This is a genomic window from Roseibium sp. SCP15 (genome assembly GCF_040329435.1).
GTDB lineage: Bacteria > Pseudomonadota > Alphaproteobacteria > Rhizobiales > Stappiaceae > Roseibium.
On the sequence record NZ_JBDZYI010000003.1, the window covers coordinates 256,126 to 272,926 of the forward strand.

Sequence of the window (16,801 nt, forward strand, 5' to 3'; positions counted from 1 at the left end):
CTCATGAGCTCTTGGCCCGATACCAAGCGCTCATTGCGCGGGAAACTTGCCGACCTGCGCGCACGAGAAACAGGATCGAAAATGCTTACCCTTTTGCAAATCAATGCTGGTCTCCGTGGCTCGGCCTCCACAAGCTCAGTTCTTGCCGATGAGGTCGCCACTGCGATAACCAACCGGTTCTCCGGGACAACTCACATCAAGCGGGAACTCTGCAAAAATCCCATTCCGCACCTGGACGAAGCGACATTTGAAGGTTTTTCGAACTCAGGTGCGGTTACCACGACTTCCGATGGCCTTGCGCTATCCGACAAACTGATATCCGAGCTCAAGCAGGCCGACATGTTGTTGATCGGTGCTCCAATGTACAATTTCATGGTTCCCTCCACATTGAAGGCCTGGATCGATCATGTCGCTCGCGCAGGCGAGACGTTCCGGTTTTCGGAAACCGGACCCGTTGGGCTGCTGACGGGAAAGAGCGCCATCGTTGTCATCGCTCAGGGTGGCGAATTCCTTGGAACATCGGCGGATCTTCAGACGGGTTACCTCAAGATGGCGCTTGGGCATATGGGAATTACCGAGATTGAATTTATCCATGCAATGGGACTGGCAATGGGCCCGGACAAGGCGAAGGCTGGTCTCACGAACGCCCGGCAGAAGATTGCAGGTCTCTTCGAGACCGAGCCGGCGTAGTTCAACGCACATGACAGGCCAGTTTCTCCGGCAAGAAACACTGTGTTCGGGACCACCTGAAGATAAGGACAAGCCATTGAACGAAAAAAACCCGGCCAAGGCCGGGTTTTTCAGGAGGTGGGTAAACGTTTGGGTATCTCAAACGTTTTGCGGGGTCATCGTTACATTGTGTTTTTGGGGCCGTGTCACAATTGGCCCGGCATCAGGAAGTCTTTTTAGCTTCCTGAACACTTGGAGAAGCTTCCCGCCAGGAACGATACAACCGCGCCGGCAACCATGGCAGGCGGTCCCGATTGTAATCCTGACGATGCTTCACCAGCATTAGTTTTGCCGTATGCACATTCATATTGTTCTCCTTCAGTCGGGCGTTTCATTTTCGACGCGTCGACCTGTTGAGACTCATATTAGCGCACATTGTGCACTTTACAAGAGCGCACTCGGTGCATTTTTTATTAATTTTTGTTTATTTTCCCTACGTCAATTAATTTGGTCAAAAAAATAAAAGACCTCCGCAACTTCATGCTGCGAAGGTCAAATTGCTACATAAATTGTGAGCGTTTTCGGCTTACTCGGCTGCTTCCATGCGCGCGGCGTCGTAGTTCAGAATCGGGGCAAGCCAACGCTCTGCATAGGCAATGTCCCATCCCTTTCTGGCGGCATAGTCTTCCACCTGATCTCTCTCGATCTTGCCAACACCGAAGTAATGACTGTCAGCATGCCCGAAATAGAGACCGGAGACCGAAGATCCCGGCATCATCGCCCGGCTCTCGGTCAGTTGGATACCCGTCAGCTTCTCGGCGTCGAGCAACTTGAAAAGGGTGTCCTTTTCGGTGTGATCAGGTTGGGCCGGATAGCCCGCCGCTGGTCGGATTCCATGGTACTTTTCACCGATGATGTCATCGAGTGAGAGGTTTTCGTCCGCAGCATATCCCCAGAGATCCTTGCGCACGATCTCATGGAGCTTTTCGGCAAAGGCTTCAGCCAACCGATCCGCAAGAGCCTGAGAAAGGATCTTGTTGTAATCGTCCCCTTCCCGTGCATAGCGAGCCGCAAGATCATCTTCACCGTGCCCGGCCGTCACTGCAAAGCCACCGATCCAATCCTTGACGCCGCTGTCCAGAGGCGCAACGAAGTCGCTCAGAGCGATATTGGCCCGTCCCCCGGCAGTCCGTGACATCTGCTGGCGCAATGTATGAAATGTGCCCAGGATCTCCGTCCGGCTTTCGTCGGTGAAAAGACGCACGTCGTCTCCGACTGCATTCGCAGGCCAGAGGCAGGCAACGCCCTTTGCGGTCAGAAGTTTCCTTTCAACGATCTCATCCAGCATCCGGCGGGCGTCGTCATAAAGAGCCTTCGCTGCCGGGCCATAGCGGTTGTCCGTCAGAACAGCCGGATACCGTCCCTTGATCTCCCAGGTCGCAAAGAACGGCGTCCAGTCGATCACAGGCACCAGGTCTTCCAGCGGAAAGTCCTCGAACACCTTCGAACCGGGCTTTTTGGGCGCAACCGGCGGCTTGCCGGCAAAGTCCGCCTTGAAGGCGTTTTCCCTGGCAGCAACGATCGACGTCCGCTTCTGGGTGCCCCGGCTTGCGGCATGTTTTTCAGCGACATCGGCATATTCAGACCGCACATCCGCATAGTAGGGTTCACGTCCGCCCTCACTCATCAGCTTTGTGGCAACGCCAACAGCTCTACCGGCATCGGTGACGTATATCGCCTGCCCACGCTCGTAATTCGGGTGGATCTTCACGGCCGTGTGGATCTTGGAAGTCGTCGCCCCGCCGATCAGCAACGGCAGATCCATGCCTTCACGCTCAAGTTCGGCGGCAACGTGGCACATTTCGTCGAGCGAAGGCGTGATCAGACCGCTCAGGCCAATCATGTCCACTTTCTCTTCCCTGGCGGTTTCCAGGATCTTGGCAGCAGGAACCATCACGCCAAGATCGATCACCTCGAAGTTGTTGCACTGAAGCACAACACCAACGATGTTCTTGCCGATGTCGTGGACATCGCCCTTCACCGTTGCCATCAGGATCTTGCCTGCTGAGGAATGGCCGGTCAGGCCGAGCTCTTGCTTTTCCTTCTCCATGAACGGCATCAGATAGGCGACGGCCTTTTTCATGACGCGGGCAGACTTCACCACCTGCGGCAGGAACATCTGGCCGGAGCCGAACAGATCTCCAACCACATTCATTCCGTCCATCAACGGACCTTCGATCACGTGGAGCGGCCGGTCGAATGCCTGACGGGCTTCTTCCGTATCTTCTTCGACAAAATCGGAAATGCCGTGAACCAGCGCATGTTCCAGGCGCTTGGCAACACCCCAGGTCCGCCAGGTCAGGTCTGCTTCGCGTTTCTTGCCGCCTTCGCCCTTCCAGCGTTCAGCTGTTTCCAGCATCCGGTCGGTCGCATCATCACGCCGGTTCAGAACAACGTCTTCGCAGAGGTCGCGCAGTTCTTCGTTGAGATCGTAGTAAACTGCCAGCTGCCCGGCATTGACGATCCCCATATCCATTCCGCGCTGAATGGCGTGGTAAAGGAACACGGAGTGCATCGCCTCGCGCACGGCTTCGTTGCCGCGGAAGGAGAAGGACAGGTTCGAAACACCACCTGAGACATGCGCATGCGGCAAGTTCTCACGGATCCAGCCTGTCGCCTCAATGAAGTCCACACCGTAGTTGTTGTGTTCCTCGATGCCAGTTGCGACCGCAAAGATGTTCGGATCGAAAATGATATCTTCCGGCGGAAACCCAACCTTCTCCGTCAGCACCTTGTAGGAACGCGCGCAGATCTCGGTCTTGCGTTCAAACGTGTCCGCCTGACCGGACTCGTCAAACGCCATGATCACAACAGCAGCACCGTAGCGGCGAACGAGTTTCGCATGTTCGATGAAGGCTTCTTCACCTTCCTTCAGCGAGATTGAGTTGACGACGCCTTTGCCCTGGATACATTTCAGACCGGCTTCGATGACGCTCCATTTGGAGCTGTCAATCATCACGGGCACCTTGGCGATATCCGGCTCCGCCGCCACAAGGTTCAGGAACGTGACCATCGCCTCTTCGGAGTCAAGGAGCCCCTCATCCATATTGACATCGATGATCTGGGCACCGTTTTCCACCTGCTGACGGGCGACATCAAGCGCAGTCGAATAGTCACCTTCCTTGATGAGTTTGCGGAACCGGGCCGACCCGGTCACGTTGGTGCGCTCACCAACATTAACGAAATTGGTATCGTCGGTGACCACGAAGGGCTCGAGGCCGGACAGCCGCATATGGCGTTCGATATCCGGAATTTCACGAGGCTTCTTGTCGGCCACCGCCTCTGCGATGGCTTTGATATGCGCCGGTGTCGTGCCACAACAACCGCCCACAACGTTCACAAGTCCTGCGGAGGCGAATTCCTCGATCAAACCGGCCATGTGTTCCGGGCTTTCGTCATATTCGCCGAATTCGTTCGGCAAACCGGCGTTGGGATAGGCACAAACCAGCGTATCGGCGACGCGGCCCAACTCGTCCACGTGGGCACGCATTTCCTTGGCACCGAGCGCGCAGTTCAACCCGATGGTGAGCGGGTCGGTGTGGCGAACGGAATTCCAGAAAGCTTCCGGGGTCTGGCCGGACAAGGTTCTGCCGGAGAGGTCGGTGATCGTACCGGAAATCATGATCGGCAGGATCTTGCCGGTTTCTTCAAACACTTCCTCGATCGCAAAGAGTGCGGCCTTGGCGTTCAGCGTGTCGAAAATCGTTTCGACCAGCAGGATGTCGGCACCACCGGCAATCAGTCCGCGAACCGCTTCCCCATAGGCGATACGCAGATCATCGAAGGAAACCGCGCGATACCCCGGGTTGTTGACGTCTGGTGAGATTGAGGCGGTCCGGTTTGTTGGTCCAAGTGCCCCGGCAACGAAACGCGGACGAGAAGGATCTCTGGAGACGACAAGGTCACAGGCTTCACGAGCCAGCTTCGCGCTTTCGAAGTTCAGCTCATAGGCCAACTCTTCCATGCCGTAGTCGGCTTGCGCGATGGTCGTGGAAGAAAACGTGTTGGTTTCGAGGATATCGGCACCGGCTTCCAGATAGTCGACATGGATTTTTCGGATCGCATCTGGCTGGGTCAGGCTGAGCAGGTCATTGTTGCCTTTGACATCGCTCGGCCAATCGGCAAACCGGTCACCGCGATAAGCCGCTTCATCCAGTTTCAACAGCTGAATCTCAGTCCCCATCGCACCGTCAAGCACGAGAATACGGTTCTTGGCGAGGTCACGAAGGCGCTCAAAAGCGTCGGACTTGATCACGGGTGTTTCCTTCCGGATGATCTTTAAAGGTTATCTGCTTCAGGCTATCCGCATGCACGAACTGCCTTGGTAATGCTTGTTCTGAAACTGGAGCCCCAGCCACCAGACATCGCGTACTTGCCTGGTGGCGCTTCTGCTCTACCTCTTCGCCTGCGGGAATGAAGGTAGAACAATCGAACCTGGATCCAGATTTCCCTTTCAGGCCGCGGCCTTTTCCGGTGCGTCCTGCCCCATTCCGAGCATGTGGCAGATGGCGTAGGTCAGATCGGCACGGTTCATGGTGTAGAAGTGGAAGTCGTTGAGACCACGGTCGACAAGATCCATGACCTGTTCGCAAGCAATCGACACACCGACAAGCTTGCGGGTTTCCGGATCAGACGCGAGACCCGAGAAACGCCGCGCCAGCCATTGAGGAATCGACGTTCCGCATTTGGCGGAGAAGACCATGGTCTGCTCGAAATTCTGGATCGGCAAAATGCCCGGGATTACCGGAATGTTGATGCCAGCAGCAGCAATTCGATCGAGATAGGCGTCGAACAGATCGTTGTCGAAGAAGTACTGGGTGATGATCCGGTCGGCACCAGCATCGACCTTGCGCTTCAGATTGTCGATCTCGCTCTGCCAGTTGCCGCTCTCCGGGTGCTTCTCCGGATAGCCGGACACGGAGATATCGAAATTCGCGATCTTCTTGATGCCCGCAACAAGATCGGAAGCATATGCATAGCCGCCTTCATAAGGCACATAGCGCGAGCCAATGCCTTCCAACGGGTCACCACGCAGTGCCACCAGATTGCGCACACCCAGGTCCCAGTAATCTTTCACGATCGCATCGACTTCTTCGCGCGAAGCACCGACACAGGTCAGATGCGCGGCGGGCGCCAGATCGGTCTCCTTCAAAATCCGTTCCACCGTCTTGTGTGTCCGTTCCCGGGTTGATCCGCCGGCACCATAAGTTACGGAAACAAAAGAGGGGTTCAGCGGAGCGAGACGCTGCACGGTGCCCCAGAGTGTTTCAGCCATCTTGTCGGACTTTGGCGGAAAAAACTCGAAGGAGGCCGTGATCGGAGAGAGTGCGGCCTGGTGCGACCGGCGGGAGGAAATGTCTGTCATGTCAAGCGACCTCTCGGGACGTGTCTCGGGTGGGCCAGTCGGTGACGACACGTCGGTCACGAGCAAGCCAAAGTGTAACGGTTAGATTGGAATTGGTTTCATCACCCGGAACGAGGTCTGTGACCTGCTCCAGATCAAGGTCGAGAGCCTCCAGCCAACGCTCCATCTGGTCGTGAGCGAAGCCGAGCCGGCGGTGCGCATGTTTGTCGCGCAGGAACTCCAGCTCATGTGGGGCAAAATCAATGATCATCAGTCGTCCGCCAGGCCGCAAAGCACGGGCGGCCTCAGCGAGGGCTCGGGCCGGATCGTCCAGGAAGTGCAGAACCTGATGGATGGAGACCACGTCGAAAGAGCGTGGCGGAACATTCAGGGCGTAGACATCGCCATGGCGCACCTGCGCGTTGGTCAGCCCCGCCTTGGAAAGATTGGCCCGGGCAACAGCAAGCATGTCATGTGATGCGTCGATGCCGAGCGCGGAGACATATTGATCGGCGAAGACTTCCAGAAGACGCCCGGTGCCGGTTCCAAGATCCAGGAAAGACTGAAACGGCTTGTCACCCAGAGCGGTCCGCATCGCTGCTTCCACGTCCTCTTCAGAGACATGAAGCGATCGCTCCCTGTCCCAGGTAAGGGCACGAGCCGCGAAGAAGGCTGCCGCCTCTTCAGCCTTGGCCTTGCGAATTGCCTGAAAACGCTCCTGGTCGGCCGCAAGCACCGGATCATCCTTGGAGATCTGTGCAACGAGCCCTCGTGCCAACTCGCCTTCCGGTCCATTCGCCAGACGATAATAAACCCAGCTTCCTTCCGGAAAGCGCTGAATGAGATCGGCTTCTGCCAGAAGCTTCAGATGACGGGAAATTCGTGGCTGGCTCTGCCCGAGGATTGCTGTGGCGTCCTTGACTGTCAGCTCGCTCTCGGCAAGCAAGGCAATCAGACGCAGGCGCGTCGCCTCGCCAACGGCCCGAAGGGCGGCAAGGGTATCATCTACAGACAGGGTCGGTTCATCAGTCATGCGCGTCGCCATCAATGTCGATATAAAGATATCTTTATATGAATCTGTGAGCTGATGCAAGTGACTGAGACAAAACCGACACAGAATTGTCCAAATTCGCCCAAAGTGGCTAATTCAGGGAATTTCTATCTCTAAAACAGCTGATTTGCGCGCGGCTGGCGCATCATCGGTCGCGTTGTCAGACGGGCAGAACGACCGCCTTCAAACTGATGCGGGCAAAAATTTAACGTGATGGTCCGTGGAACCGACGCCAAACGACCGCCTTCACTCCCGCGAGGCTCGCGAAGAGGCGAGACAACAAGTGCCGGAAATAGACAGGTGTCCGTCCTGCGGTGTTCACATGGAAAGCTTGTTCAGGATGCTTCGAGCTGAAGCATGTGATCGAAGTCGCCTGCCTTCACGCAATCGGGCAAACCATCCGAGGACACAAGCTCCGTGCCCACCAACTCGCGCTCGTAGAGTCTTTGAATATCGCTGGTATCCACGGTCTGGCCGTGCACCACGGATTGAAGCTTCGTGCGAAAAGCTTCCTGCCCTCCCATTGAGGAAAAGTGCCAACCTGCATTCGGGACAATTTTCACCGGACGGCTGATGCCTGAGAGATTGTTGTTGCGGATACGCAGCAAAGGCTGAGCAACAATACCTGGCACGTAAGACTTTTTCGTCATTCGCGCCTTGGTCCGGCGAAGCTGCTGAGGCGTGGTCAGATATTTCTTTTCGATCATTCGGGATCCAAGAAGCCAGGACCTTTTCGGAACGACCCGATTTAGGTGATGCTTGTGCAGGCTCTGCTCGAACACCAGCAGTTTTCCCTTGTAGAGCTGCCGGGCCAAAACATCACCAAGAACGGACTTGCGAACAATTTCGTCTACATCTGACAACAGAATCAGGTCGTTGGGACTGCAAGCCTCCAGTGCGCGGCCAATGCAATTGCGTTGAAAATTTTCCCGCTCCCAATCCTTTTTCCGCCGGTTTTTGTAAACGCCCAGCGCTGGTGGCAACTCGTCGGGAAACTCGATCTGCAAATCGATTATCTTGTCCGACCATTTGGCAAACCGCTCGCGATTTTCATCAAAGTAGTAAGGTTTCGTGCCGCCTCTTTGGGTCTGATTTGCCTCCACCAAAACGAAATGATCGACATGATCGCCCATTTCGCGCAGGCGAATTTCCAGAAGATCAAATTCGTTGTGAAAGACAAAACAGTCGAAAAGCTTCATGTAACCTTTGCCTTAAAGGCTCTTCCAGAGCCGGAATTTCGCGCGCATCGCCTTTTCCTGAAGAAAGCGCTTTAGCTCGAATGCCGTACTAAGCTCAAGTCCATCAGTGAAATAGTCTCAAACACTGAATGCGTAATCATAAAGCGCAACGCTCATGCCGCGTTCGTTTATGGCCCCGGCCTGAAAGCCGATCCGCATTCAAATACCGCTAGTTTGGTTTGCCGGGACCGATAGCGGATATCAAGGCTGCGGTCCATGGAAATACACAAATGGAATGAGGGTGGTACGTTTCACCCTCTTCCAGGCACGGCAACTAGATCTGGTCTGCCGCCCCACCACCATTCGGATCAAACTCGTCTTCACTGACAACACCTGCTGCTGCCGCGCCAGCCGCCGCTGCCTGCGCTGCGGCCTGAGCAGCCGCCTGAGCGGTTGCAGGTGACACCTGTCCGTTTTCCTCGTCAGTCCCCGCAACCCGGACGGTCACCTGGCGGTGCGCAAACTTGATGCCGTTTTTCTCAAACAGGTCGCGCAGACCTGCATAAACAACTTTCCGCAGCTCGAACTGTTTGCCGGGTTTTGTGGTGAACTTGACCCTGGCGATCATGGCCGAGTCTTCCATGGACAAAATCCCCTGGGATTTCAGCGGCGCCAGGAACATCGGACCGTAATACTCATCTTCAAGAAGCTCCTTGCCGAAGTTCTTGATGATCTTGCGCATCTTTTCCACATCGGTGTCATAGGTCACGCGGAAGCCAAGCTTCATCACCGCCCAATCTCGCGAGAAGTTTTCCACCTGCTGAATTTCGCCAAAGGGAACCGTTGTCAGGGCCCCTCTATGGTGACGAAGCTGCATCGACCGGATCGAAATCTTCTCCACCACGCCCTTGGCACTACCGATATCGATGTACTCGCCTTTCCGGAAAGCATCATCGATCAGATAGAAGGCCCCGGAGAAGATATCCCGGATGAGGGTCTGTGCACCGAAGCCGATTGCAAGACCGACGACACCGGCACCCGCAAAGAGCGGGGCAATGTTCACACCGAGTTCGGAAAGCACGACCATCGCGGCGATCACGACAATGGTAATGAGCAGGAAGTTCCGGAAAATCGGCAGCAGCGTCGCAATCCGGCTTTCTCCGGCGCCGCCGACTTCAACTTCCTCGTCCTGCTCCGCCGGCGCTTCCTTGGCGATCTGGCGGTCGATAACGATCTTCACCGCTTCATAAGCCATGTAACCGAGGAACATCACCAGAAGAACCTCAACAAATGACCCGATCAGGGATCCGCTTCCGGCAAGCGGGAGACCCCACAAGGCGGCCAGAAAATCGAGAGATCCAAACAGAACAACAATTGCGGCACCCCGATCAAAGAGATCTCGGAATGGAGACCGCTGCGCTTCGAGGTCAGCTGCTTCGGCCCGGGCTTGGGCCATCGCGCTTTCGGGATCCTCCTCCCCTCCGCCTTCAGTTTCTTCCAACCGCTGGATATCTTCGGCAATCTTCGCCTGCGCATCCGCTGTATCCAGTCGAGGCAACAGCACCCGGTCGATGATAAGGATGAGAAGGCCATAGGCGATTGCCGCCATCAGAATGACTTGGAGCGGCGCTCCCACAAGTCCCGTCGCATCAGGCAGATCGAGCAGGATGCGGACCGCGGAAATCCCCCAGGCGATGAGGAAATAGAAAATCGCGATGAAGTGCCAGATATTCGCCAGCACTTTGCGCCAGACCGGAGCATCAAATCCGTCTTGACCTCTGATCAGACGGGCAATCACCTTGCGATAGGCAATCGAGATACCGATCAGGATGAGCATGGACAATGCAGAGGCCGCGATCAGCGCGATTTTGTGGGCATCTTCGGAAAGTCCCAGCCGCTCCATCCAGAGACAAAAGGCAATCGCGACCAGCGACACTCCGGTTCCCGCGAGCAGCGCTCTGTAAAGACTGTTGGCCTCACTGTCCGAGAGCTTCAGCAGTCGATGACTTTCCGCATCCGGGGCCAGCAGGTTCAGGAAAATGATGCGCACGCACATGAAGACCGAGACAACGCCCAGAACGACCAGGGCAGTCTTGTTGGCGGCTTCCAGGCCAGTCCCGATCGCGAGGTAAACAACGACCGCAATTGCAAAGAAAAGAGCCACTCCAACGATCATCAACAATGCGCGGAGATAAAGGTAGGTAATCTTGTCGGACCTGCTGAAGACATCGGCCCGATACATGCTTGCAAACTGTCGCCTGCCCCACCTGGCAAGAAGCGACGAAGCAGCCAGCCCGAACACGACGGCAATGACGATATCGATCAGTGCGGCCGGGATCCAGCTCAGGCCGCGTTCCTCACCCTCCGCCTGCAACGTGGTCAGCATTGTATCGTGAATGGTTGGAATTTCTTTCAGGATGGACTTGAAGACATCTCGTGCGGCGACGGCTTCATCGACAAATTCATCGACATCCTGGAGTATTCCTGCTCCTTCCCCTTCTTCGCTGTCGGGGTCGCTATTTGCGTCCTTTACGTCCTCTGCGACCTGATTTTCCGCTTGCGGCTGTTCCTCGTTGCTGGAGCTTGTCATGCCGGAAATGACCCCGGTGATCCCCTGCGCCTGTGCCGATCCTGCAACTCCAATGACGGAGAATGTCAGAGCCAGAAAAGCGGCCAGAACATACGCCTTGATCCACGGTAACAAGCCGTTGGAAACAAACCGGCAGAAAAGAGTGCTGAGAGTGCGCATATCGGCCCCACGATGAATCGCAATGTTGAACTGTATCTCTGTTAAGCACGGTTCAGCGGTTTTTGAAAGAAAGCGGCCAGAAAACAAAAGGAAACGGCCCGATCCTTCAATCGAGCCGTGCCATGAAATGCCTCAGAGCCAATCCGTCAGTTCAGAACGTTTGCATTCCAATGCGCGATCTTGCGCTTGGCTTCCGCGACGGTCATACGCTCGAACATGGCCATCGCATTGCTGCGAACTTCGGGCGTCAACCGATGCCGCCAGGGACCGATGGTCAGCAAGGAACCGATTGTGATGGAGGAAAAGCCCGATGCCTTGGCCAACACGACGAATGGCTCAGGATTCGGACGAACCATCCAGTGGCTGACTTCCTCAACCCCGCATCGCACCAGCCAGGCAAAGGTTGCGACCGCTTCGGCAAAACGGTCTTCCGAAGCGAACCGGCGCAAGGCTGCTTCGTTCACCATGCCGCGCTTTGCGAGTAAAAGAACCCGGCTGCGCGCCGTTTCAAAATCATAGCGCCCAAGCCAATACTGGTTGGACATGCGTTGAGCTGCGATATCAGCTGCTTCATCCAGCTGCTCGGCTTCTTCGCTGCGGCCACATGCATGCAGTCTCTTGCGAACTTCTTCGCTAGCAACGGCAACAAGACTTGAGATGTGCGTCTCGGCCAGATCGCCACGCTCGCTCAAGGAAAGTTGCAGGGTCGCATCCGAAGCCGCATCGCTGATCAGAGACATGATCGAAGCGTCCGACAAGGAAGCACCATCGTTGCTGGCAACTTTCCGCTTCACCTTGAGGTCGCCCTGCTGAACAAGGATGTCAGTCACGTTCTCGGACAGGATTTCCCGTTGCGCGATTGCAAAGCAATGGGTGTTCCCGCGCTTTTCTGCAATTTCGATCAGGTCCGTGTCTCGTAGAACGGTCGACCTGAGAAGGATCGGCTCCGCAACTTCGATGTCATCATCAGCAAGACGGCGGATCGTTTCCTCTGGTCCACGGCGCAAACTGGACATCTGCTCTGCCACATAGCGCCGGACTTCAGACTCGACCATGTCAACAAGACGCAAGAGCACCGAGTCATAGATATCAACCTGTTCATCCGAACAGCGATCGGATGTTAGTGCGAACAGGGTTGCGACATGTCGGGCCAGTTCCGCCCTCCGCGCGCTTCCAGCTTCACCGGTCAGCTCCGAAAAGTTCACCAGCTCTGTTTTCAACGCTTCAGTCATTCTTCGATACCAGTTCTCAATTTATGCCTCTCCGGCGGTGGACCCAAAGATGAAGCTGAGAATTAAAGAAGAGAGAAACGTGACTTTGGCGAATGTAATTGTCTTTTTTTAAATCTTTCCGAGAATTCTAGTCGTATTTTATGCGTACACTATAAACATCTGAAAAGAATAGACTTTTCCCCTCACCCCTCACTCAATATCGGTATCAATTCCAGCAAAAAAATCATCGAAAAAATCAAAAAAAAACCAAACTTTTCCGGTTCTCAAAGTCCGGATTCGCAATCACCCTTCAGACTTTGTTAAAGACTGCACCCCTGATTTTCCTTGCGAAACCCGCGCCGTTTACAGTCCGGTTTATCTTCCCGCTCCTATCGTCTCCGAAGAGATCGATTGCAGGATGGCGTTCATCAACAGCCCTGAAATCGATGCCGAGCGAATTGGCTGTTCCCCAATTTCCCGAGGCTGAATAATAAAAAAATGTTTTCTTTCTTTATTGACAAGCCGGTTTGCAAACCCAGATAAAATAAGTGATCACTTTTTAAATTGGAGAGAATTCATGTCGACGCATCCCCCCCTCATCGTACCTTCTCGCCAATCCACGAGCCCTGCCCTCGCACTTGTGCAGGCGACGATCAATGCGGTCGCAACGTGGCGACATCCGCGCAGGAGAGGCATCCTGCGAAATGCCGTGCCACACGATCTGCTTTCCGATGTCCTTTCAGACAATGATCTGAGGCCTCGCGAGTCACAAACGGTACGTCCCTACATAAGTAGCAAGGGGTTCGTGTGAACAGAGACCGGAAGTCTCCCATTCAGTCATTTGGACAAAAGAAAAACCGGCGCCGAGAGCGCCGGTTTCTTTTTTTCTGCTAAACGCAGCCTTTATTCAGCAGCTTCCAGAAACACCTTTGAGGTTTCTGCATCGTCATTACCGCCGTCATCGGTCTTGTTCAGTTGCTCCAACAACAATTGACGCTTGTCGGCAGCTTTTTCCAGATTGGCTTCCTTGACCGGACCAAAACCTCTGATCAGGTCCGGCACACGCGCCAATTCCACAAGCAATCCGTAGTTACCATTCGGAAGCCTTTTGACGATTTCTGCGATGTCTCTCTCGTACTGGCCGATCAATGCGCGCTCCGCCTTGCGTTCAGCGGTCCGGCCGAAAGGATCGTACCATTTGCCGCGCAGGTTCTTGAATTTCGCGAGCAGGTCAAAAGCCTTGAACACCCACGGACCGAAGGCAATTTTTTCGGGGCGACCGGTTTTGGGGTCCTTGCGATTGGCAAGGAATGGCGGCGCAAGATGTACCTTGATCTTTTTCGGGTCTTCGAACCGTTGTGCGATTTTCTCCCTGAAAGCCGGATCTGAATAAAGCCGTGCGACTTCATACTCATCCTTGTAAGCCATCACCTTGTAAAGAAGATCGGCAACGGTCTGGGTCAACCGCAGCGTTCCTGTTCCATGCGCTTCATCAGCCAATTTCACCTTCGCCACGAGTTCCCGATAGCGGGCGGCATAGCCGGCATCCTGGTACGCTGTCAGTTCCTTCGCATTGAAGGCGATTTTCTCATCCAAAGTGAATGACTGCGGTTTGGCTTCCGTTGGAAGCGCGTTCAAAAGCCTTTCCGGATGAGCTGCCAGAACCCGACCGGCGCGGAAGGCCTTGATATTGTTGGCAACGGCAGCACCGTTCAGTTCCAGAGCCGTTTCGATCGCATGATCGGAAATCGGCAAGGCACCTCCCTGGTAAGCCATGCCGACCAGCAGCATGTTGGCGTAAATTGCATCGCCCAGGAGTTTCTCGGCAACGTCAGCTGCATTCATCGCAATGTAAGTGCCGGACGCCTCACGCAAGGCTGTGTCCATACGCTTTTCGTCAAACGAAAGTGTCTGTTTCAGAACGAACTCGGCCGTGGGAGCAACTTTCGTGTTGGCGACTGTCAGCGTATGGCCGCGATGTGCAAGCGACAGCTGATCGGCGTTGGTGGCAACCACCATGTCGCTGGCGATCAAAAGGTCGAGACTTGCTGCCGGGACACGAGGACCTTCAATGGACCTATCGCTGGCGGCGAACCTGACGTGAGACGTAACCGGACCGCCCTTTTGTGCAAGACCGGTCATATCGAGGGTCGACGCCTGCTTGCCATCGACGTGCGCGGCCATGGCCAGAACTGCACTGATGGTGGTGACACCCATACCGCCGATACCGGCGATCAGGGCGTTCTGCGTGCGGTCAAGGGATGGCAAAACCGGTTGGGGCAGCTCTTCAACCAGTTCGTCGATATTGACTTCTGCTCTCTTCGGCTTCTTGAGGGCTGCGCCGTCAATCTCGACAAATGATGGACAGAACCCCTTGATGCAGGAAAAGTCCTTGTTGCAGCTGGACTGGTTGATAACCCGCTTTTCCCCAAACGGGGTCTGCAGCGGTTCAACCGACAGGCAATTCGACTGGACGGAACAGTCGCCGCATCCCTCGCATACCCGATCGTTAATAAAGAGGCGCTTGTCCGGATCCGGAAACTGGCCACGCTTGCGCCGGCGGCGTTTTTCCGCCGCGCATGTCTGGTCGTAGACGATAACCGATACGCCCGGGAAGGACTGCAGTTCTTCCTGGACATCCATCAGTTCATCCCTGTGATGAACTTTTGTACCCGGCGCGATCGGTGTCCAGGAACCGTAATTCTCCGGATTTTCGGAAACGACCGCGATGCGTTCAACACCTTCCGCTTCCAGCTGCCGCGTGATCTGCGGAACGGTCAACTGACCGTCCACCTTCTGACCTCCGGTCATCGCAACCGCATCGTTGTAGAGGATTTTGTACGTGATCGGCACTTTGGACGCGAGCGACTGCCGGATCGCCAGGATTCCGGAGTGGAAATAGGTTCCGTCACCGACATTCGCGAACACATGACTGTCGCCCGAGAAAGGTTGTTGCCCGACCCAGAGAACACCCTCGCCGCCCATGGCGATCTGGCCTTCGGTCGTGCGGCCTGCCATCTCGGTCATGGCGTGACAGCCGATGCCCGGCATGGAGCGGGACCCTTCCGGCGTCTTTGTGGATGTGGAATGCGGGCAACCAGAGCAGAAATAAGGAATACGGGCCGCGCGTTCCGCATGTCCCTGAGCCCACATGGCCTGTTTGGTCATACGGGTCGCAACAGAGCGCATCTCTTCCGAAACCGCCTCTTCCGGCAGCCAGGTCATCAGGCCTTCGATGAGTTCGGCAACTGATATTTCAAGCACGTCCGACAGGAACGGTGTTCCGTTCGGCCGGTGCTTGCCCCAGATCTCAGGCCGGCTCATTTCCGGCCAGTGATAGGAGATGTTCTTGATCTGAGGCTCCATAAAGGCCCGCTTGTGTTCCACAACAAGCAGACGTTCCGCACCACGAGCGAAATCCCTTAGGCCGAGCGGCTCCAGCGGCCAGGTCATAGCGACCTTGTAAACCGCAAGGCCCAGCGCCTTGGCTTTTTCTTCGGTGATGCCCATCAGGTCCAGAGCCTGAAGCAGATCCCGATATGCTTTGCCTGACGCCACGATGCCAAGCTTCACCCTGCGCCGCGTGCCGAAAGTCACGCGGTCAAGTCCGTTGGTGCGCACATAGTTCTGTGCAGCCGGTATCCGAAGGTCCCGCACCAGACGTTCCGTCTCCAGGCGGTTGCCCAGCAACAGATCGCGATTCTGGCGGTAATCCTTGCGCGGATCTCCTTCAAGCGGCCGCACGAGCCGCAACCGGTCCGGCGACACATTGATCGTTGCCGAGGCGTCCATTGTGTCGGCAATACAGATCAGCGCAGTCCAGAGACTGGTGAAGCGGGACATTTCCAGGCCATGCAGGCCGTAGTCCAGAACGTCCTGAATGTCGGCGGGATTGAGCACCGGAATTTCCGCATGCTCAAAGAAGAATTCGCTTTGCGCCGGCAGGATGGATGACTTTGCCAGATGATCGTCGCCCGCAAGTGCCAGCACGCCACCGTTCCGATCCGTTCCCGACGCATTTGCCTGGCGTAGAACGTCTCCGGCCCGGTCGACACCGGGTGCCTTGCCGTACCAGACACCGAAGACACCGTCATAGTCTGTCGGCCGTCCGGAACCGCCCTCACCGCGCAGCTTCTGGCTGCCCCAGACGGCGGTCGCGCCCAGTTCCTCGTTCACTCCGGGTTTGAAGACGACGTCATAACCTTTCAGATGGCGCTCGGCGCGCATCAGCTCCGTGTCGTAGCCGGCAAGCGGCGAGCCGCGATACCCGGATACGAAACCACCCGTTTTCAAGCCGGCCTGTTGATCCAACCGAGCACGATCCATTACCAGGCGGACAAGCGCTTGTATGCCGGTCAGATAGACCCGTCCTTCTGTCGCGACGTATTTGTCCTCCAGGGTCACGGGTGGCATATGCACATTCATCCGACATTCTCCTCAACCGTCGATTTGGGCGGCTGCGTCCCCCGGCAACCTCACTTCAGATAAATATCATCCTTTTCACGGGCAATTTCTGTGCTATCGTCACGGGCAATCACC

Annotated in this window: 9 protein-coding genes; 2 read left to right on the plus strand and 7 right to left on the minus strand. The window is 55.7% G+C overall.

Features of this window, described 5'->3' with window-relative positions; genetic code table 11:
• Nucleotides 1-3: 3 nt before the first annotated feature.
• Nucleotides 4-690 (plus strand): FMN-dependent NADH-azoreductase, encoded by a 687-nt coding sequence (locus tag ABLO27_RS15035; RefSeq protein WP_353033757.1) that lies wholly within the window; start codon nt 4-6, stop codon nt 688-690.
• A 565-nt stretch (nt 691-1,255) separates the two neighbouring features.
• Here the strand turns inward: ABLO27_RS15035 and metH are convergent.
• The 6 genes from metH to ABLO27_RS15065 form a co-directional block, all read right to left on the minus strand.
• Complete coding sequence (gene metH, locus ABLO27_RS15040) at nt 1,256-4,984, minus strand: methionine synthase (RefSeq protein ID WP_353033758.1); 3,729 nt, start codon at nt 4,982-4,984, stop codon at nt 1,256-1,258.
• Nucleotides 4,985-5,182: 198 nt separating this feature from the next.
• Nucleotides 5,183-6,094, minus strand: coding sequence for a methylenetetrahydrofolate reductase [NAD(P)H] (gene metF, locus ABLO27_RS15045; RefSeq protein ID WP_353033759.1), 912 nt, complete (start codon nt 6,092-6,094; stop codon nt 5,183-5,185).
• 1 nt (nt 6,095) lies between these two features.
• Nucleotides 6,096-7,106, minus strand: a complete 1,011-nt coding sequence (locus ABLO27_RS15050; protein WP_353033760.1) for an ArsR/SmtB family transcription factor — start codon at nt 7,104-7,106, stop codon at nt 6,096-6,098.
• 353 nt (nt 7,107-7,459) lie between these two features.
• A complete protein-coding gene (locus ABLO27_RS15055; RefSeq protein WP_353033761.1) occupies nt 7,460-8,323 on the minus strand; it encodes a hypothetical protein in 864 nt (287 codons plus the stop codon).
• Nucleotides 8,324-8,636: 313 nt separating this feature from the next.
• Nucleotides 8,637-11,051 (minus strand): mechanosensitive ion channel family protein, encoded by a 2,415-nt coding sequence (locus ABLO27_RS15060; RefSeq protein ID WP_353033762.1) that lies wholly within the window; start codon nt 11,049-11,051, stop codon nt 8,637-8,639.
• Nucleotides 11,052-11,197: 146 nt separating this feature from the next.
• Nucleotides 11,198-12,283: a DUF2336 domain-containing protein gene (locus ABLO27_RS15065; protein WP_353033763.1), complete on the minus strand. Its 1,086-nt coding sequence runs from the start codon at nt 12,281-12,283 to the stop codon at nt 11,198-11,200.
• Between the two features lie 556 nt (nt 12,284-12,839).
• Between ABLO27_RS15065 and ABLO27_RS15070 the strand changes: the two genes are divergently transcribed.
• Complete coding sequence (locus ABLO27_RS15070; protein WP_353033764.1) at nt 12,840-13,073, plus strand: hypothetical protein; 234 nt, start codon at nt 12,840-12,842, stop codon at nt 13,071-13,073.
• A 92-nt stretch (nt 13,074-13,165) separates the two neighbouring features.
• On the opposite strand, the gene ABLO27_RS15075 is transcribed toward ABLO27_RS15070, so the two are convergent.
• Nucleotides 13,166-16,687 carry an indolepyruvate ferredoxin oxidoreductase family protein gene (locus ABLO27_RS15075; RefSeq protein WP_353033765.1) on the minus strand — a complete coding sequence of 1,174 codons (3,522 nt, stop codon included), beginning with the start codon at nt 16,685-16,687 and terminating at the stop codon, nt 13,166-13,168.
• Between the last annotated feature and the right edge of the window lie 114 nt (nt 16,688-16,801).